The organism is Amphritea japonica ATCC BAA-1530, assembly GCF_016592435.1.
GTDB classification, from domain to species: domain Bacteria; phylum Pseudomonadota; class Gammaproteobacteria; order Pseudomonadales; family Balneatricaceae; genus Amphritea; species Amphritea japonica.
This window is the reverse complement of the sequence record NZ_AP014545.1, coordinates 2,446,101-2,465,456: the sequence shown is the minus strand read 5'-3', so window position 1 is coordinate 2,465,456 and position 19,356 is coordinate 2,446,101. Positions and strand designations below refer to the sequence as shown.

General features: G+C 45.3%; 19 protein-coding genes. 12 read left to right on the top strand and 7 right to left on the bottom strand.

From position 1 onward, the window contains the following. Window positions 1-103: 103 nt before the first annotated feature. Together AMJAP_RS11485 and AMJAP_RS11480 are read right to left on the bottom strand one after the other, a co-directional pair. Window positions 104-1,114 (bottom strand): TRAP transporter substrate-binding protein, encoded by a 1,011-nt coding sequence (locus tag AMJAP_RS11485; RefSeq protein WP_019620419.1) that lies wholly within the window; start codon window positions 1,112-1,114, stop codon window positions 104-106. Window positions 1,115-1,658: 544 nt separating this feature from the next. After that, on the bottom strand, window positions 1,659-2,564 hold the full coding sequence (locus tag AMJAP_RS11480) for a LysR family transcriptional regulator (protein ID WP_019620420.1): 906 nt from the start codon (window positions 2,562-2,564) through the stop codon (window positions 1,659-1,661). 125 nt (window positions 2,565-2,689) lie between these two features. On the opposite strand from AMJAP_RS11480, the gene fahA reads away from it, so the two are divergent. The 3 genes from fahA to maiA all read left to right on the top strand — a co-directional run bounded on the left by fahA (window position 2,690) and on the right by maiA (window position 5,295). Next, on the top strand, window positions 2,690-4,003 hold the full coding sequence (gene fahA / locus AMJAP_RS11475) for a fumarylacetoacetase (protein ID WP_019620421.1): 1,314 nt from the start codon (window positions 2,690-2,692) through the stop codon (window positions 4,001-4,003). A 76-nt stretch (window positions 4,004-4,079) separates the two neighbouring features. Continuing rightward, complete coding sequence (locus tag AMJAP_RS11470; RefSeq protein ID WP_019620422.1) at window positions 4,080-4,616, top strand: VOC family protein; 537 nt, start codon at window positions 4,080-4,082, stop codon at window positions 4,614-4,616. Between the two features lie 49 nt (window positions 4,617-4,665). Then, window positions 4,666-5,295 (top strand): maleylacetoacetate isomerase, encoded by a 630-nt coding sequence (gene maiA / locus AMJAP_RS11465; RefSeq protein ID WP_019620423.1) that lies wholly within the window; start codon window positions 4,666-4,668, stop codon window positions 5,293-5,295. A 54-nt stretch (window positions 5,296-5,349) separates the two neighbouring features. Here the strand turns inward: maiA and AMJAP_RS11460 are convergent, their stop codons facing one another. Beyond that, entirely contained in the window at window positions 5,350-7,863 is a 2,514-nt protein-coding gene (locus AMJAP_RS11460; protein WP_019620424.1) for an EAL domain-containing protein, read from the bottom strand. Between the two features lie 226 nt (window positions 7,864-8,089). On the opposite strand from AMJAP_RS11460, the gene AMJAP_RS11455 reads away from it, so the two are divergent. The 6 genes from AMJAP_RS11455 to AMJAP_RS11430 all read left to right on the top strand — a co-directional run bounded on the left by AMJAP_RS11455 (window position 8,090) and on the right by AMJAP_RS11430 (window position 11,998). Beyond that, a complete protein-coding gene (locus AMJAP_RS11455; RefSeq protein WP_019620425.1) occupies window positions 8,090-8,623 on the top strand; it encodes a DUF2878 domain-containing protein in 534 nt (177 codons plus the stop codon). Further along, complete coding sequence (locus AMJAP_RS11450) at window positions 8,613-9,128, top strand: chalcone isomerase family protein (RefSeq protein WP_019620426.1); 516 nt, start codon at window positions 8,613-8,615, stop codon at window positions 9,126-9,128. The genes AMJAP_RS11455 and AMJAP_RS11450 overlap by 11 nt, the downstream gene beginning before the upstream one ends. A 13-nt stretch (window positions 9,129-9,141) precedes the next feature. Continuing rightward, window positions 9,142-9,735 (top strand): DUF3833 domain-containing protein, encoded by a 594-nt coding sequence (locus AMJAP_RS11445; protein WP_236588721.1) that lies wholly within the window; start codon window positions 9,142-9,144, stop codon window positions 9,733-9,735. Continuing rightward, on the top strand, window positions 9,732-10,577 hold the full coding sequence (locus AMJAP_RS11440; protein WP_019620428.1) for an SDR family NAD(P)-dependent oxidoreductase: 846 nt from the start codon (window positions 9,732-9,734) through the stop codon (window positions 10,575-10,577). The genes AMJAP_RS11445 and AMJAP_RS11440 overlap by 4 nt, the downstream gene beginning before the upstream one ends. After that, window positions 10,570-11,034, top strand: a complete 465-nt coding sequence (locus AMJAP_RS11435; RefSeq protein WP_019620429.1) for a nuclear transport factor 2 family protein — start codon at window positions 10,570-10,572, stop codon at window positions 11,032-11,034. Before AMJAP_RS11440 ends, AMJAP_RS11435 begins: the two co-directional genes overlap by 8 nt. A gap of 133 nt (window positions 11,035-11,167) precedes the next feature. Continuing rightward, the gene (locus tag AMJAP_RS11430) at window positions 11,168-11,998 is read left to right on the top strand and encodes an HDOD domain-containing protein (protein WP_169336932.1); all 831 of its coding nucleotides are present in this window, start codon (window positions 11,168-11,170) and stop codon (window positions 11,996-11,998) included. Between the two features lie 71 nt (window positions 11,999-12,069). Here the strand turns inward: AMJAP_RS11430 and AMJAP_RS11425 are convergent, their stop codons facing one another. From AMJAP_RS11425 to AMJAP_RS11415, 3 genes are all read right to left on the bottom strand, one after another. Then, a complete protein-coding gene (locus AMJAP_RS11425) occupies window positions 12,070-13,176 on the bottom strand; it encodes an SAM-dependent methyltransferase (protein ID WP_201356376.1) in 1,107 nt (368 codons plus the stop codon). Window positions 13,177-13,332: 156 nt separating this feature from the next. Next, the gene (locus AMJAP_RS11420) at window positions 13,333-14,145 is read right to left on the bottom strand and encodes a DUF1365 domain-containing protein (protein ID WP_019620432.1); all 813 of its coding nucleotides are present in this window, start codon (window positions 14,143-14,145) and stop codon (window positions 13,333-13,335) included. Then, the gene (locus AMJAP_RS11415; protein WP_019620433.1) at window positions 14,138-15,514 is read right to left on the bottom strand and encodes an NAD(P)/FAD-dependent oxidoreductase; all 1,377 of its coding nucleotides are present in this window, start codon (window positions 15,512-15,514) and stop codon (window positions 14,138-14,140) included. Before AMJAP_RS11415 ends, AMJAP_RS11420 begins: the two co-directional genes overlap by 8 nt. A gap of 150 nt (window positions 15,515-15,664) precedes the next feature. On the opposite strand from AMJAP_RS11415, the gene AMJAP_RS11410 reads away from it, so the two are divergent. Genes AMJAP_RS11410 through AMJAP_RS11400 form a run of 3 tightly spaced genes read left to right on the top strand, consistent with a single transcriptional unit; the run spans window position 15,665 to window position 17,132 of the window. Beyond that, on the top strand, window positions 15,665-16,267 hold the full coding sequence (locus AMJAP_RS11410) for a sigma-70 family RNA polymerase sigma factor (RefSeq protein WP_019620434.1): 603 nt from the start codon (window positions 15,665-15,667) through the stop codon (window positions 16,265-16,267). After that, window positions 16,257-16,904, top strand: coding sequence for a ChrR family anti-sigma-E factor (locus AMJAP_RS11405; protein WP_019620435.1), 648 nt, complete (start codon window positions 16,257-16,259; stop codon window positions 16,902-16,904). Before AMJAP_RS11410 ends, AMJAP_RS11405 begins: the two co-directional genes overlap by 11 nt. Before the next feature lie 12 nt (window positions 16,905-16,916). Continuing rightward, entirely contained in the window at window positions 16,917-17,132 is a 216-nt protein-coding gene (locus AMJAP_RS11400; protein WP_019620436.1) for a TIGR02450 family Trp-rich protein, read from the top strand. Window positions 17,133-17,234: 102 nt separating this feature from the next. Here the strand turns inward: AMJAP_RS11400 and gspD are convergent, their stop codons facing one another. Next, on the bottom strand, window positions 17,235-19,349 hold the full coding sequence (gspD, locus tag AMJAP_RS11395; RefSeq protein WP_156815102.1) for a type II secretion system secretin GspD: 2,115 nt from the start codon (window positions 19,347-19,349) through the stop codon (window positions 17,235-17,237). Between the last annotated feature and the right edge of the window lie 7 nt (window positions 19,350-19,356).

Below are 19,356 nucleotides of genomic sequence, written 5' to 3'. Positions count from 1 at the left end.
AAGTGGTATTTAACGGGCACAAAAAAACCAGTCGAATGACTGGCTTTTTATAGAATCGCTAACGCTGTTAGCAGATGCTGCAGCGTTGTTGATTTAGCTTGTTTTACTTATAGCTACGCGCTATTTCGCGCAACTCGCTAAGCGCTGCTTTGCCATCAACTTTACGATCAGCTGCTGCTGCGTAGAAGTTTTCATCCATGCCCTTGGCCAGATTTGCGAACTCTGTAGAAAGAGCGTCGCCATCTTTAACCATGGTAATGTTTACGCCAGCTTCCTGAGCTGCGGCCAGACCTTCAGCATCGCCTGCATCCCATGCTTTACCTGCCATAGCGGAAAGCTTCTCGCCTGATACATTCAGAATCGCCTCGCGATCTTTAGGATCCAGGTCTGCAAGGAAGTCAGGGTTCATGAACATTGAGAAACTACCCAGGTACATGCCGCCTGGTAAGGCGATAACGTTTTTAGCAACTTCTTTAAGACGCAGAGATTTCTGCTCGCCCATCGGAATGAAAACGCCGTCGATAACACCTTGTTGCATCATCTCATATACTTTCGGTGCTGGAGCGCCTACAGCAGTAACGCCCATGCGGTGTCCGATTTCACCTTGAATACCGCCGCCAAGACGAATCTTTTTGCCTTTCAGATCAGCAAGAGAGCTGACAGGATCAGCCAGGTGGATCTGGCCTGGTCCGTGTGTGAACAGACCAATTACTTCAAGGCCTTCATGCTCATTTGCCTGAGTGAAGTATTTTTGGTGGATTTTCCAGTGAGCCACGGATGCTGCTTCGGCATTAACACCCAGCAGAGGCTGCTCGACTACCTGAGTCAGTTTGAAGCGGCCTGGTACGTAACCGTGGTAAGAGAAAGATGCGTCAGCAACGCCATCTTCGACTATTTCGAACATGGTTTTTGGGTGGCCCATACCGTATTCAACGGCAACTTTAACCCGGCCTTCGGTCGCTTCTTCAACCCATTTAGACCAGGTTGGCCATACAACAGCGTTTTGTGGGTGGGTTGGTGGTAACCAGCTTGCTACACGCAGAGTTGTTTCTGCCGTTGCCTGGCCTGCAACACCCATGAATATACCGATCGCAAGCGCTTTCTTTAAATTCATTATGTCTTCCTCTATTTATACTATTTTTATTGTTGATTACTAAACATGTTAAGCATTTATAGATTAATACCTTCAAGGAATCAACCTATATGCTCATGTAATTGTCTTGGGCAGTCGCATTGAGCTGTATGCCGCATTCTTAAAACTGCAGCAAGCTCAGTTAAATACATCAGTTTTTGTCGACAGCATGGTTGGTTTTTTATTATGTAACTGACCTGGATCATTATAATATGATACCTATTGATACATCAATGCTAATATTTTTGTATCGTATTGGCCTTTAGTTGATGTTCTGCAGGCTTTGTTTTAATTCAAACTATCTGTTAGTAAAGCATGAAAGCTGATCATTACGATACTTTTTTCTATGATTCTTCATCATCAGTTGTAGTCATTTATTTTTGAATTTATGGGCCGGTAATGGAGAATTAGTCTCTCGTTGATATAGCCCCATTGCTGGCTAACCTAATGACAGTATCTGCAAGTATCATTAATGTTGGCTGAACTGGAGTGTGCCTGGCCAGAGTCTTCTGATTCTCCTGCAGAACTACTCAAAGGTTTTAAACTTCAGCTCAATATCGCTTAACCTGCGTTCTACATACTCTATGAATAGCTGAAGTTTGTTCGTTTTTACCCTGTTCGGATACAAGGCATAGAGCGCTATGGCGGGTCTGCTCCAGTCTTCGAATAGTGGTATTAATGTGCCTGACTTTAATGCATCGTAGCAAACTGAAGTTGGCAGCATCGCAATGCCATAACCTTTCAGTGCGCACTGAAGCACCATATCCAGACTGTTAACGCTGAGGCTATTACGTGTGTGAAGGATGATTTCTTCGTGATCTCGGGTAATCTTGATATGTTCACTAGTCGGAGAGTCAAAGGTTACAAAGTTCTGGCTGCTAATCTGGTTGGGATGGGATAGCGGTTGATGTTCTTCAAAGTAAGTTCGTGAGCAGCAAAAGTGTAGTTTGCTTGACAGTATTTTCTTGCTTATCAGATTTGAGTCTTTAGGGGCACCTCCTCTTATTGCCAAATCAAACCCTTCGTTAATAATATCGACCACCTCATTAGTAAAGAATATTTCCAGGTTAATTTGCGGGTGCAACATGACAAAATCAGAGATGATATCGTTTAGTAATCGGATCGAGACATCTACAGGCAGTGTTATTTTCAGATCGCCGGCAGGCTTTGTCTGAAAATTGGAGGCTTCATTCTCGATCTCTCTGAGCTGTGCCAGAGGGGAGGAGCTGCTTTTATAGAGGTGTATGCCTGCTTCGGTAAGGCTCAGCTTTCGGGTATCCCGGTTAATTAGCTTAACTCCCATGCGCTCTTCAAGGTTTTTCATTCTTCTGCTCAGGGTCGCTTTAGGAATGTTTAATTGCTTGGCCGCTTTGGTATAACTGTTTAATTCGGCAACTTTACTAAAGCTGAAAATATCATCGAAATTGCTCATATATCCTCTGAAACGTTCTATTTTGTTCCATTTATGGAATAGTAATGTTCAATTATGCGTATTGTGTACTGTTTATCAATGTCTATAGTGTAGTGATATCTATTTTGATGGTGGACAGAACAACAATGACTGCACTTAATGAAACTCACAGTCCGGATTTAATAAGCTGGGTAGACACGGCAAATGCGCCCGGAACTGACTTTCCTATTCAAAACCTCCCTTTTGCTATCTTTCGCAGGCAGGAAAGTTCTGAGTTTTTCAGAGGCGGTGTGGCGATTGGAGATCAGATCGTTGACCTGCTTAAGGCTAAGGAAACTGATTTGTTCGGGGGGCTGGCGCTCTCGGGTATCGAGGCTTGTGGCGGAGATTCTCTGAATGCGTTTATGGCACTGGGGAAAGAGTGCTGGTCGGCCTTGCGATTAAGGTTATCTCAGTTGTTGCGGAACGATATCTCAGAAGAGGTTAAACAGCTGCTAGCTGAATGTTTAGTCCCTCAGGACCAGGTTGAGTTTTCCCTCCCATGCAGCATTGGTGACTACACTGATTTTTATACATCGATACACCATGCTACAACAGTAGGCTCACTGTTCAGGCCTGATAACCCGTTGTTACCAAATTATAAGTGGGTACCTATTGGCTATCATGGCAGGGCCTCGTCAATTGTTGTTTCAGGTAATGATTTCGCCAGACCCTCAGGCCAAACAAAATCAGCTGATGTGGAAGCTCCAGCGTTAGGCCCTTGTAAACGCTTAGATTATGAGCTTGAACTGGGTGTCTATATGGGTGTTGGCAATGACCTAGGGACTCCGATCGACTTAGACAGTGCAGAAGATCACGCTTTTGGTGTGAGTCTGTTGAATGACTGGTCAGCCAGAGATATTCAGGCGTGGGAGTACCAGCCGCTTGGGCCTTTTTTATCTAAAAACTTTATCTCATCGGTCTCTCCATGGATCGTAACCATGGAAGCTTTGGCGCCATTTAGAGCAAACTGGACAAGGGACGCTGAAGATCCACAGCCCCTTGCTTATCTGGATTCTGACTCTCTGAGAGATGCGGGAGCGATAGATATTAAATTAGAAGTTTATCTGGAAACAGAACAAATGCGTGAAGCATCTTCTCCAGCTGTACAGCTTGCCGAATCGAATTTCATTCAATCTTACTGGACCCTCTCCCAGATGATCGCTCACCACACGGTTACTGGCTGTAATCTGAGAACAGGTGATTTCCTGGGTACGGGGACTCAATCAGGTGCGAGCGAAGGGGAGACCGGTTCTATGTTAGAACTAAGTTCAGGCGGGAAAAAGTCTTTCTCTTTACCTAATGGTGAACAGCGGACCTTCCTGGCAGATGGGGATAAAGTCATTCTTAAAGGCTGGTGCAGCAATAGTAGTGCTCGCAGGATAGGTTTTGGTGAGGTGTCTGGAACCGTTATTCCTTAAGAACAATGGATGGCCATGGTTATCCAGTTAAAGTGCTCTGTTATTAAAAATAAGAAAACTAATGTAAGGAATCTCCATGATAAACATTAAGCAGATTCATCATGTCGCATACCGTTGCAACGATGCAAAAGAAACTGTTGAATTTTATAAGCACTATCTGAATATGGATTTTTTAGTAGCCATTGCTGAAGACAAAGTTCCATCGACGAAAGAGCCAGACCCTTATATGCATCTGTTTTTAGATGCAGGAAATGGCAATATTCTGGCTTTCTTTGAGCTACCTAACTCTCCCGGAATGAGTCGGGACCTTAATACTCCGGAGTGGGTTCAGCACATCGCTTTTGAAGTGGAAGGTCGTGATGCTTTACTCGCTGCAAAAGAGGAGCTTGAATCGAAAGGGCTTGATGTTTTAGGCGTCACAAACCACGGAATCATACATTCAATCTATTTCTTTGATCCGAATGGTCATCGATTGGAATTGACCTATCGTTCCGGGACGCCAGAACAGATGAAACAGTTGGCAGAGGTTGCTCCATTGATGCTAGAGGAATGGGATCAGACCAAGAAAGCGCCTAAGCATGCGGCCTGGTTGCATGACGAAGAGTTCTCATAAGTCGTTGGGTCTATCTTCATGTGTGCACGCTTCTATGTAGGTTTTTGAGATGATTCTATATGATTATTTTCGCTCATCTGCCGCTTACAGAGTTCGGATTGCTCTGAACCTAAAGAAAATTGCGTATACCCGGGTTCCCGTTGATCTGTTGCAAAGCGAACAGCGGGGCAGGGACTATTTGCTGAAAAATCCTCAGGGTTTAGTCCCTCTTCTTGACGATGAGGGGCAACTGATTCAGCAGTCAATCGCAATCTGCGAATACCTCGATGAAAAGGTTCCCGAGCCATCAATTATTCCTGCAGATATCAACGAGCGAGCGATAATGCGCTCAATTGTGGGAATGATCGCATCCGATATCCATCCGGTTAATAATCTCAGAGTGTTGAACTACCTGTCGGATGACGTTGGGATTACTGTGACGCAGCGAAACACATGGTATAGACATTGGATGTTAGTAGGGCTGGAATCACTGGAGGCGTTTCTCGGAGCTTCTGATAAGACTGGTGATTTCTGCATTGGAGAGCAGCCGACTGTAGCTGATATCTGCCTTATTCCTCAGTTATATAATGCGCAACGATTTAATATTGAAACAGATCAGCTGAAAGTTGTTAATAGAATAGCAACCAATTGTAAAAATATTTCAGCATTTGCCAACGCTCATCCGGATCAGAGCATGTAAGCAAAACCAGTCGCAGGACTGGTTTTTTTGCTGGAATATTTCGTGTGAACGATTTTACTCAGTATCCGGTTGGTGCAAATACCAGTGTGAAAATGCTTCTGCGGGCATTGGCCGGGCGAGAAGGAAACCCTGCATCTGATCGCACCCCATTGATTTAAGTATCTCCAGTTGTCCTTGTGACTCAATACCCTCAGCAACAACTTTAAGGCCAAGGACGTGACTCATTTCGATGATAGATGAGACGATTGAACAATCCACCTCAGATTTCTCAATATCTACCAGAAAGCTCCGGTCAATTTTGAGGATATCTAGCGCAATGTTACGAAGATAACTAAGGCTTGAGTAGCCGGTTCCGAAATCGTCAATTGCCACCTGGATGCCGTTACTCCGTAAAGTATCTATACCTCGTTGAGTTTCTTCCAGGCAATGCAGGAAGCAGGATTCGGTCAATTCAATAGAAAGCAACTGAGCAGGGATATTGTAGTGGTCCAATATTGTTAAAATTTGAGAAGCGATATCAGCGTGTAAAAACTGCTTGGCAGAGATATTGATTGCCACGGTTGTTTCCAAGCCCTGCTTACACCATTCGGCGATTTGCAGACAGGCTTCTTCAATGACGAACTGGCCGATACGCGTAATCAGACCCATATCTTCTGCCAGAGGGATAAATTCAGCGGGAGATACATAGCCTAGTTGAGGGTGTAACCATCTTATCAATGCTTCACAGGCAGTTGACTGACCATTATTCAGATCAATTTTAGGCTGGTAGTACAGTTGGAATTCACCGTTACTGATTGCGGCTTGCAGGTCACTGCCTAGCTGATAACGCGAATGAATTAGCTTGTGCTGTTCTAAAGAGAAAAACCGTAAGCTATTGCGACCGGAATCTTTAGCCAGATGTACCGCTGAGTCGGCACATTTAAGCAGCGTCTCTGCATCGGTTGCATCGGTCGGGAAAAAGCTGACCCCGATGCTAACGGTGGCTTTTAACTCGGTATTATCAATCAGAATAGGCTGACTGATTGTATTCAGTAGCCGATTCAGAAATTCACTGATGTGAGGGTTGTTATCGACATCGGTCAGGATGAGGTTAAACTCATCCCCTCCGAACCGGGCAACGGTATCGCCATCATCAAGCTGTGCTTCGACTCGTCGTCCTATCTCTTTGAGAACTTTGTCGCCGATTTCATGGCCATGCAAATCATTTATCTGTTGGAAAAAATCGACGTCAATATAGGCGACTGCGACACGGTGTTCGTGCTCCCGGGCATAGCCTAAAGATAGCTGCAGGCGATCGTTAAACAGCTTGCGGTTAGGTAATTTGGTCAGCTCATCGAAATAGGCGAGGCGCTTTATTCGTGCCTCAGACTTTTTGACTTCTGTCAGATCAGAAAAAATTGATGCGTATTGAGTGATTTCGCCATTTTCATCGGAGATGGCGGTAATACTGAGCCATTCAGGGTAGACAGAGCCATCTTTGCGCTTATTCCAGACTTCTCCTTGCCAGACCCCTTTTTTAAGCAGGCTTTGCCACATCTGCTCATAGAATTCATTATTGTGACGCCCGGAGCTGAGGATGTTTGGGTTCTTACCCAGTACCTCATTGCTACAATAGCCTGTGATCTCTGTAAAAGAGGGATTAACCCGCAGGATTTTTGCGTTGCGATCACAGATAACAATCGCTTCCATCGACGCTTCTATAACTTTATCAGCCAGACGCAGATTATGTTGTGACTGCTCTAGCGCTACATCTCGCTCGTATAAAAGTTCGCGCAGGCGATAGACATAATCATGCTCGACGCTGTTGAGAATATCAGAGTATGAAATAAGACCGGTAATCTCTCCTTGATTATCCGTCGTAGCTAAATGTTGAAACTGGTGTTCATGGAACACTTTACGCGCGTTATATAAGCTCAGATCTTGCTCTATAGTGACCAGAGTGTTGCTGCATAGCTCAATGATTGAATCGTTCTGTTGGCTGTTGGCAAGTAAATTAACGGCATCCCGTTCTGTGAAGATGCCACAGATTTGATTATTCAGATTGATAAATAATGCCGAGCGTCCTGATTCTTTTAAACGTTGAAGCGCAGAAAGAACGGTCTCATTGCCGTTGATGCTTTCAGGCGACAGATCTGCAATATCCATCACCGAACGGAGGAAAAGATCATGCTCCATACTGTGACTGTTAACGACATCAGTCTCGGAGATGATACCGCAAGCTTCACCCGATGAAGTGGTAACCACCAGATGACGTACATCGTCCGCTATAAATCGAAGCCCTGCTTTGTCGACTGATTCATTTTCTGAAATGGTCAGGACTGGTGAAGTCATAAACTGCGTTGCTGGCGCGGTTTGATTTTCATCCTGCCATAACTTTATCAGGTCACGACGGGTAACTATGCCAACAGGGCATTGGTTTTCACAAATCACAATACAGCCGATACGCTTTGTCGCCATTGTTTCTATCAGCGACTTAGCTGGGGTATCAGGATTGCCAGTGATCAGGTCCGTTTGAGCAATATGCCTGACAAGGAGCTGAGTTGTGTTTGTGGGGATACTGGAAATCAATAAGGTGTCCTTTTTACCGGATTGTAGTAATAGAAAACAGTCAGCATAGTACAGGCATAATTCAAACGAACAAAGTTTTCATATTCCCAAATTGAGGGGTTTTCAATTAATTATTAAAACAAATTTCTTGTGTTTTTCATGCTCTTGGTAAATGTTCTGGCGTATTCAGTTTAGGCTATAAGTCAATTTTACTGATCTTTATTTATCTGTATAGCGTAACAAGTGTATGAACTATTTTATTCGATCAGGCTATTCACAACACTTCTGGTTCAATCTGGGCGCCTTTCAGCTGTGCTGGTGGTGCGCCATCCTTTTGACCGATTCAAGCCTGGTGATACTAGCGGTTTTGCTAATATTACATCTTTTGTTACATAGCCATCCCGTCCATGAAACAGCGGTGGTATTGAGTTGCGGGTTAACAGGCTTTGCTGTTGATGTGTTATTGACTGCTACCGGTATTTTTCATTTCGGTATTTCTGCGTTTCCGCCTCTCTGGTTATTGTTTCTATGGTTCTGCTTTAGCGCCACGCTGCGACAAAGTATGCGCTTTTTCCATGGGCGATGGGCCCTTGCTACGATCTGCGGAGGTGTATCCGGCGGTCTGACTTATGTTGCTGCGGCTAACTTTGGCGCAGTAGGCTTTGGTTTTCCTTTTTTTCAAGCCTTTCTTCTTCTGGTGCTGGTGTGGATGGTACTTTTCCCGCTACTGCTTTGGTTAAGTGATCAGCGATTTACGGAGCAGTTTTCTGATGCGACTTAATCTTTTATTTTTCGTTCTAATGATATTCGCGGCTGGGGCTCTTCATGCGAAGCCTGAGCATCTGCCGGTCACGATGAAAACTGTTGGACAAGCGGAGTTGAAGTTACTTTGGTTTAGCCTTTATACCGCAACACTGGCTAGCCCCGAAGGTCGCTTTATATCGGTTTCTGGGCCTTTGCTGTTGACTCTGAAGTATAAGCGCAAGATCAGCAGACAGAATCTCCTTGATGAGACAGAGAAGCAGTGGGACAGGGCAGGTATTGACGTTGATAGTTATGCTCCCTGGTTGCTAAGGCTAAAGGAAATCTGGCCAGACATCAGTCAAGGAGACTCTTTGGCCTTTTTTCAGACAGCGGAGGGGGAGGGACGCTTTTATTATAACCAGCAGCATATTGGCACCTTATCGGATAGAAAGTTTAGCAAGGCGTTTCTTAATATCTGGTTATCGGATAACAGTTATTTTCCCCAGCTCACCAAAGCCCTAACCGGAAGAACCGGAGATTAATGTGGAGATGGATATGATTAATATGACAACGTTATTGCCCCTGGTATTGCCATTATTGCTGACATTGCCGGGCTGCGCGGTCACAGTTGATGATTACCGGGATGATAAGCCGGTCCTGGAGTTAAATCGTTTCTTTGATGGACGTCTGGTGGCTTATGGTATGGTGCAAAGCTTTTCTGGCAAGGTCACCCGGCGCTTTAAGGCGGATATCACCGGGCAATGGCAGGGTGACCGGGGAATACTGGATGAGCAGTTTTATTTCAGTGATGGAGAGCAGCAGAGCCGTTGCTGGAAATTGGTTAAACAAGGGAACCGTTATCAGGGTACAGCAGGGGATATTGTCGGTGAGGCGTCAGGCGAGGTTCAGGGTAATACCTTAAATTGGCGGTATACCTTGCAGGTCCCGGTGAATGGGAAGGTATGGGATATAAACCTGGATGACTGGCTCTATCTGATTGATGAGAACAACCTGATTAATCGTACCAAACTGAAAAAGTTTGGTCTTACGGTGGGAGAGCTGACTCTGCATATTCGTAAGCTATCAGATGCAGAAGTCGCTATAGCGGGTGATGTTGAGCCTGTTTGTGATCTGACGGAGGGAAAATGAACTCTAAGGTATTAGCGATGGATCTGCCCTGGAAGAGCGCCTGGGTGACGGGGGCTGGCAGAGGTATAGGGGCTGAGCTTACCCGATTACTCTGTCGAAATGGCGTTATTGTGTATGGATCAGCACGGACGACCGAACAGCTAGAACTGCTGCAGCAGGAACTGGCAGAGTGCTCCGGCAAGCTAATAGCAGTACCTTTGGATATTCGTGATTTAGCGGCGGTTAATAAGCAGTTTAATGTCTGGGACGGTGAGGGAGTATTACCTGAACTCATCGTATTAAATGCAGGCAGTCACGACCCTTTTTCTGCGGCAGAGTTCTCTGCACAACGTTGCAAAGCGCTGCTGGATATTAATCTACAAGGAACCATCAACTGCCTTGAGCCAATCTTATACCGTTATCTTAATAAGGCTTGTATTCGGAACGAAGGCTCGCCACATGCTCGTTTACTGCCCGGTATAGTAGGTCAGGTTGCGGTGGTTTCATCTGTTGCCGGTTACAGGGGGCTTCCAACTGCCGCTGCATATGGGGCGGGGAAGGCTGCGTTGATTAATCTATGTGAATCTCTTTATCTTGATCTGCAAGGGAGCGGTATCAAAATTCAGCTGATCAATCCTGGTTTTGTACGGACCCCGCTAACGGATAAGAACGATTTTCCGATGCCAGCTTTGATGGAGCCGGATGATGCTGCCATGCGAATAGTGAAGGGGCTTTTGAGTAAGCGTTTTGAGATAGTATTTCCACGTCGATTTGTTTATTGGTTAAAGCTCTTCAGATTGTTGCCCTATAGCTGGTATTTTAAACTAATAGGTCGAACCACAGGAGCGGGTAAACATGTCTGAAACCTATGACTCATTAGATAAATCGCTGCTTACTAGAGAAGCGTTTGATGGTTATGCCATGCAGCTAACGCAACTTAAACCGGACAGCCTTGAGACATTAGCAAACTTGGTCGCCGAGGATGTATGTTTTAGTGATCCATTTAATACTGTTCAGGGAAAGGCATCTTTTATCGGTGTGATGGCCGAGATGTTTGAGCAGTTGGACGATGTTCGTTTTGATCTGTTTGACTCCCAGATACAGGGCAATGTTGGTTATCTTTATTGGCGTTTCTCCGCTGTTTCATCTCTGACAGGTCGTTTCTCTACCGAAGGTTGTAGTCGCATATGTTTTAATACCGCTTTGCTGGTGGTAAAACATCAGGATTTTTGGGATGCCAGCTTGTTGATGCAACAGTTCCCCTTATTAGGAAGGCTGATACGCATAATTCGTAACAGGGCGGCTTATAAAGACAGGTAGCAATCGAAAAATTACTATAAACCACTCATTCGGAACTCCGATATAGCCCAGTTTGGGTATCTGTTGTTAAGTTAGTCGTCGTCGGCTGATGTTACAATAAACGCTATATTCAGATTGATGCATGGTTGTATGTATGCGCCCGAAACCTTATCTTATCCCTCCTCGTCCAGAGACTCTTATATCACTTACATCCATACTGCAGCAAAGCGAGCCTTGTCTGGATGCAGTTGTTAATATTATTAAAGCGGATGTATCGCTGTTCACCGTTGTTATGTCGACGGCTAATAGCCCTGTTTTTTCAGGAGCCAGTCATTTTAAATCGTTGCATCAAGCGGTGATGCGATTGGGTTTAAAGCGTCTTTATACCCTGACAGAGCTGATATTGCTGAGAAAGTCTCTTTCAAAAGTGGGGCGTTTGGATCGCTTTTGGGATACTTCGGTTGAGGTTGCAGAACTGGCTGCGCGTCTGGCCCCCCAACTGACGACAGAAAATCCTGATCGTGCATATGCTTTGGGGATGCTTCACGATTGTGGGGTGCCATTAATGATAGAAAGCTATTCTGAATATCGTGAGTTTCTTAACTCAAATGAAGGCCTGAATCATTCAACGCTTAGCCTGAAAGAAAGGGCGCTTTTTGGTGTTGACCATTTTACGGTAGGTGCTGAGATTGCGGAAGCCTGGCAGATCTCTGATGATATTTGTGATGCCATCAGAGTACAGGTTGACTACCCTGTCGCTTTGTTGAATCAGCATGATGAAGTGTCAGAGAGTAGCAAAGCCCTTTTTTGTATTGTCTTACTGGCTAAAAATATTAGTGACAGCTACCGCAGGTATTGGCGTCTGGATAGCCCACTGTCACAAAGTTATGAACTAAAGCCCGCGCTTGAATATCTTGGGTTACCTGATATGGACTATCTGGATATTCGAGATGACTATTTGGATGAATTGGAAATGATACGTTAATTGGTCGGCATGCTATTTGGGTTTCTGACATAGATACAAAGCTAGTCAGCCATGTATCTATCTTAGACTGCTTATGGGTTGCGGTTTATTAGTTGATACAGTCCAACATCTATGGATCCCTCTTCGAAGCCTGCTTCGCAATAACAAAGATAGTAGCGCCATAGACGCCTGAAGCGCTCGTCATAGCCAAGCTTTTCCAAGGCTTCAGTTTGTTGCTCGAAGCTCGCGCGCCAGTGTTTCAGAGTAAGCGCATAATCCTGACCGAATAGTTTCTCCTGCTGCAGCTCAAACCCATGCTCTACAAATTTTTGCTTCAGGCGACTGATACTGGGTAACATACCGCCAGGAAAAATATAGCGTTGTATAAAATCAGCCTGTTCCCGATAGGTTTCAAATCGTTGGTCTTCAATACTGATGACCTGAAGGATAGCTTTGCCACAGGGCTTAAGGCAGCTTTTTAGGGTTTCAAAATAGGTATCCCAGTATTTTTCACCTACCGCTTCAAACATCTCAATAGATACTACACCATCGTATCGGGTAATCAGGTCCCTGTAATCGGTCAGGCTAATGTTTGAGCGTCTATCTAAGCCCGCTGCAGCCAGTCTGTCACGGCTCCATTGCAACTGTTCTTCTGAAAGAGTTACCCCATGAACTCTGACGTTATGTTGTTGTAGTAACTGCTCAGCAAAACCGCCCCAGCCACAGCCGATTTCAACAATATGATCGTCTTGTTTCGACCCAAGCATGTCGATAATCTGTTGGTATTTAGCTATCTGGGCAGCGTCTAAGTTTTGTTCATCGGACTCAAACAGGGCCGCTGAGTAGGACATCGTTTTGTCTAGCCAGAGTGCATAGAAATCATTACCCAGATCATAGTGAGCCGCTATGTTGCGACGGCTTCCTGTGCGGCTATTCTGATTGCGCCAGTGATAGATATTATGTGCTAGTTTTTTCAGATGGCCAGCTTTCGCAATATTTTCCAGCATAGTCTCGTTTTGCAGCCCCCAACGAAGCAGTGACGTCAGATCCTGAGTGTCCCATTCTCCAGCGGTATAACCTTCTGCCCATCCAGTTGAGCCTCCGGTGAAAAGCCTAAAAAGACAGCGCAGATTATTCAATTTAATGGTGACTTCAAAGCCTTTTTGGTCGCCAAAACTTGTGTGATATCCGCTTGGCATTATCAGATGAAGTCTACCTTTGGATTTACTCAGAGAGTTGCGAAATCGATTGAGAATTTTTTGTTCCAGCCAACGGGGTTTTTTTCTTTATGTAGATAGTCGAGCTTATAGTCTGGCTTGATCTGAGAGTTGCTTACGACTGTTGAAACAGATGAATTACAGGTTTTCATAGTGGCTTTCTCCATCATGATCTGACCAGCTGATACTGTAACTTTTAGAGGTGTTTCGGGGTTGTAATTTAAGGCCCTTAACCCAGAGTCGCAAAGCTTCCCAGTGAATTGCACCTATGACTTTCAGTGTCATCAAAGGGTGAGTAAAAAAAAGCTTTAGCAGTCCAGGGTCAGAGATCTCTAATCGCTGGCCACTAAACGTGGCGTTTAAAATAGGGGTCTCTTTTTCATTCTCTTTGCGGCTTTGGTGAATACAGACCGAGACACTCTCTCGTGGAGGAAGAATTCTGAAACTGTAGGCGGTGTCCATTGGCATGAACGGGCTCACATACATTAATTTATGGCAGTTATGCCGGACTATCTTTTCTGTTGGATTATCATTCACTAATAAATAGCAATGCCGCTGCCCAAAAGTGTTACTGACTTCGTAGAGGATTACTTCGGGCTCATTTTTTTGGTTATAGCAAAAGTAAACGCTTAGAGGATTGAAGCTATAGCCCAGGATTCTAGGATAACAGAGCAGTTCAATGCGACTGGTGGCCGAAGCATATCCCCGTTCTGATAGTAGTTCTGTAATCTCTTCGCGTAGCTTTCCGTCTCCTCGTCCGTGGTCACTTTCTCTGAAAGAGAAAAGGCTAAAGCGGCTGCGGCTGAAGAGTCTGAATTTTGTGTGCAGGGCAGGTAGCTCATCCAGGTCAAGACAGAGGGAGAATACCCGATAGATGAAACGATGTTGCTTCGGTGTAAACCGATGATGCATAACCACACCGGTATAGATCGCCGAATTAAACTCATCCATTGGCTTGCTCCAGATGATCAGTATCGTTGTTTTCTTTAGTCGAGATATTGGTTACAAATATTCTGCTGCTGGGTTCTTCCAGTTGCCAGGGGCGTGGAATACCGCCTAACTGTTCAGCAACAGCTAAACCTGATTGAATACCATCTTCATGAAAACCGTAGCCAAACCAGGCACCGCAGAACCAGGTGTTCTGGCGTCCCTGAAGCTTCCAAAGCTTTTGTTGATTTTTCAGAGAGTCTTTATTGAAGGCTGGATGGTCGTAAAAAAAACTACGTATCATTTTGCCTGGTGCAGGCTCTTTTAGAGGATTAAGTGAAACGATGATAGGTTGCTCTGTTGCCAGCGGTTGAAGGCAGTTCATCAAGTAACTGACGGATACTTTTCGATCATCGCGGCCACTGCCTGAGGCCATATAATTCCAGCTGGACCAGGTTTTTTTATCTTTAGGCAGCAGGCTCTGGTCAAGGTGGAGAAAAGCCTGGTTACGCTGATAGGGGAAGCTACTCAACAGAGTTTGCTCTTCGGGGGTAGGGTTCGCTAACAGAGATAAGGCCTGATCTGCATGGCAAGCCAGTACGATATCATCGTAGTGTTCTCGAGCACCATGAAGATCTTCAATAATAACGCCTTCGGGCTGGCGTATTACTTTATGAATACGACTATTGAGTTTTATTTTACCCTCAAGCTCTGTTGCTATTTTACGAACATAGCCGATACTCCCGCCGGGAATTGTATGCCACTGAGGTCGATCATTTACTTGAAGCAAACCATGGTTTTTACAGAAACGAAGGAAGCTAAGTGCCGGGTAGTCCAGCATCTGGTTCACTGGTGTAGACCATATCGCTGCTCCCATAGGTAGCAGGTGATCGTAAATAAAGCGGTCGCCGTAGCCCTGTTGTTGTAGCAACTCTCCAAGACTGATTTCAGCCAGTGTTGAATCAAGCATCATACCGTCGGCGTTACGGTAAAATCGCATCAGATCTTTTAACATCGACCAGAAAGGGGGGCTGAACAGGTTGCGCTTCTGAGCAAATAAACCACCTAATCCCGAACCACTGTATTCTAACTGACCATCATTGATTGAAACCGCGAAGGTCATATCTGTTTCACAGGTGGGTAGATTGATATGTTCAAAAAACTTCACCAGATTAGGATAGTTCACCGGATTAAAGACAATAAAACCGGTATCTACATCAATATTCTGACCTTTGAGATCAAAGCTAACCGTATTTGAGTGGCCCCCGAGTCGGTCGTCTTTTTCATAGAGTGTTACCTGGTGGGCTTTATTCAGGAGCCAGGCACAACTCAGGCCGGCAATACCTGATCCTACAACGGCAATTTTTCTTGGGCGAAGGGCGGCAATATTCATCTGATCAGTCCATACTGTGATCTGTTTGGAACACTTTACGTGGTCTATTTGAAATAGGATCACAATTTCTTTTATATATAACAGCTTACAGAGTAATTATTTTTTTAAAACTGAGTGATCTTTATTACTAATTAACACGTACAGGCCTGTATGAATAACAAACCACCGGGTGAAGATTTGGAAAATATCGTACAAATCAGTCAAGCCGATATGGGCAGTTCTGATTGGAGCGATCTGTTGGCTAGCTTGTCAGAGAATCCTGACAAGCAGGTTTATGCCAGGCTGTTTCATCACTTTGCCCCCAAGGTGAAAGCCTATGTTTTCCGTCTTGGTGTAAATGGTAGTGCTGCTGAGGAGGTGACCCAGGAAGTGATGCTCTCTATATGGCGTAAAGCACATATGTATCACCCGGAGAAAGCTGCTGCCAGCACATGGATATTCAGATTAGCCCGTAACCAGAGCATTGACTGGATGCGTAAACAAAAATACCCCCAATATAGTCTGGATGAGTGGAGCGAAACAGCTGCAGAGCCGGGCCAGGGTGAACAAGAAGTACTGTCTGACCGTGTTGCAAAGGCTATAAGTTTGTTACCGGAAAAACAGTCACAGGTTATCTATATGTCATATTTCGAAGGGCGGTCACATGGTGATATCGCCAGCCGTCTCGATATCCCGCTGGGGAGCGTTAAGTCCAGAATTCGATTGGCATCAGAGAAATTGAAACAGATCTGGGGAGGTGAGTATGAACATTAATCACCATCTGGACGATGCAACTCTTATTAGCTATTCAGCAGGGGCTCTGTCTCAGGGAATGGCGCTGGTGGTTGCTACACATATTTCAATCTGCGCTCAGTGTCGTCAACTGGCAGAAGCTAATGATGCACTAGGCGGTGCGCTGCTTGAGTCGCTTGAATCTGAAACGGTAGCTGACACTATGCTGGCTAACCTACTATCGCAGCTTGACGATACGCCTCAGGAGGTAGTGACTCTGGCGCCTGTTAAACATGATCCGGAGATTCCAGCGCCTTTGAGCGACTATATTGAGGGTTCTCTGGATCAGCTGGAATGGAAACGTATTGTTCCGGGAGTAGCGTATTATGATATGCCCTGGGAAGGTCGTGGAGTTTCACGTTTGCTGAGAATTGCCCCAGGTAAGTCTATGCTGGCGCATACTCACGATGGCAACGAGCTGACTATGGTCTTGCGTGGTTCATTTTCAGATGAAATCGGGCGGTTTTGCCGGGGTGATGTTGCTGATCTGGATGATCAGATAGAGCATCAGCCGCTGGTGGATAGCGACGAGGATTGTATTTGCTTGATTGCTACCGATGCACCGCTACGTTTTACGACATTGTTCGGTAAGTTAGTACAACCCATTACAGGTTTCTGATGGCTTATCTTTATGAACCGACTTAACCCCGACAAGCTGAATTTGAGCAAATGGTCAGCGGTGAGTACTCAGAACCGTGAGAAACATTTTCTGGTAACTGAACTCATAAGAGACGAGGAGGGTGTTGTTCAGCAGTGTGTGCTGGAAGCGGTGCTGACTCATCGTCAGCAGGTAATCCCCTGGCAACAACTTAAAGATAGCAACTGTTGGCAACAGGGGTGGCATTAATCTTAAGTATATTTATATCAATGAAAAGCCGGGTGTTTGCCCGGCTTTTCATTGAACATAATTAATGATGAAAGCGATCAAAAGCTGTTAGCTATTTATAACTCAGAGTTTGAGTGCCTTCATCTGTCGTTTAAACTCTTCGGTCACTTCACGAGCCTGGCTTCGGTTTCTGATCGCCGTGGGCGTGATCATGACAACTAATTCAGTCCGACGGCTGGTTTTACTGGTTGATCCGAAAAAGAAACCAAGACCTGGCACATCCTTGATTCCAGGTACGCCGGCGTCACCCAAATCTTTGTTTTCTCTAATCAGGCCTCCTAACACCAGTGTTTCCCCGCTTTGTACAGCGACAGTAGTTTTTATTTGGCGTTGATTAATCGTAGGTGATTGAATGCCTGAAGAGGTGGTGACCGATGCGTCGCTAACATCCTGATTTATTTCTAAAACGACCAAGCCACCATCTTTAATTTGCGGTGTAACTTCTAACAGCACACCGGTATCCCGGTACTGGACTGAGGTTGTGATCAGATTGCTGCTGTTATTTGATGTGTTGGTTGTTTCAGAGGTGGAAATAGGCACCTGATCGCCGACTTTTATCGATGCTGACTGGTTATCCAACACCATCAGAGAAGGCGAAGATATTACATTTATTCGACTATCAGATGCCAATGCTGTTAGGAGTGCCAAAGGGTTATTTAGTCTGTCTAATACCTGGTACTTGAAGCCGGTTGAGCTTTGTGGGCTGGTCAGAGAGCCATTGCCAGTATCACCGTTGCCAAAGCCATTCTTAAAGAACCAGTCGATACCATATTTCAGGTCGCCGGAGAGTTTGACTTCTACAATAGTAGCCTCGACTAACACCTGTTGCGGTAGGACATCAAGTTTTTGTAGTGCCAGCTCTACAACGGCATAATCTGACTGTGTCGCAAGCACCAGTAAGGAGTTGTTTTCCTGATCGGCAATAATACTTATTTTCCCAAGGTTTGACAGAGAGGTCTGGCTAGGGAGCGGTGTCAGGCGTCCCTGACTGGTAACGACGGCATTTGCAGAGCCTGTTACTGCAGGGGTGGTGGGAGAAGGGGAGCGAGGGCCACTACCCTGGTTTCTGCTTTGACTGGGTGTTGAAGAGTTCTGACCTTCAAAAAGCTGATCAAGCATGCTGGCGAGGTGTTCTGCTTTCCCGTACTTCACTTTATAAACATGTAACGAAGTACTGGCCAGATTATCCATCCGATCTAGTCGTTCAATCCACTGCTGAGCACTTTTTAGGTATTGAGGTTGCGGTGTAATCACCATTATCGTATTGAGCCGCTCAATAGGGACAAACCTAACCAGTCCAGCCATGGCGCCAGATGAACTGTCGCCGAATATATTTTCAAGTTCAGTCAGGATAGTGCGGCTATCGACTGATTGTAAGCGGAACAGGCCAATTGACATCCCTCTTAACTGGTTAACATCAAAAGTCTCTATGGTGGTTAGCAGGGTGCTTAGTTCAGTTCGTGAGCCTGACATTAGCAAGAGATTATGGGGCTCATCAACGGTAATCCGGGCACCTTCAGAGGCGACCGTTTTGAGAATTTTCTCCATCTCTTTGGCAGAGATATAGCGTAACGGGGTGACTAAAGTCTGAAAACCCTGATCACTTTGAAGCTTAAGTTGTGGTACACCGCCAGCCAGCGTGTTGCTTTTCGGCATGATCTCAATCAGATGGCCGTTATCTCTGAGTACCGCTCCATGCATAAATAAAAGTGAATCTAAGGTTGGAATTAAAGCATCGCGACTGAGTGGTTGACTAGTGTGAAGGGATACTTTGATCTGTACCGCTTCATTGATTGCGTAGTTGCGATTAAGAATATCCCCTAAAATTGTTTTGGCTACTTCATGGATATCGGTATCGTTGAAATTGAGAGTGATGTTGCCTTCAGTGCTATCTGTTTTAGTTGATTTAGTCTGGCTGATCATAGGGCGGGCTTCAGAGACGAGTTCGAAACGTTGCCCTGTCGTGCTTATCGATTGCCTTTCAGTTATTGAATTAGCTGAGGCGGCTCTGGTTATGTCTGCGCTCTGTCGAGACTGATTCCTCTGGTGTATTTTCTGGCCTACAGGTTGGTTTGGTGTAAGTCCTTCGTCGGAATATATAGGCGACGAATTACACCCGGTCAGCCCCAGTATGCTGATCAGTAAAGGGATAACTTTCCAAATATATGTGTTGCTCATCAAGCTC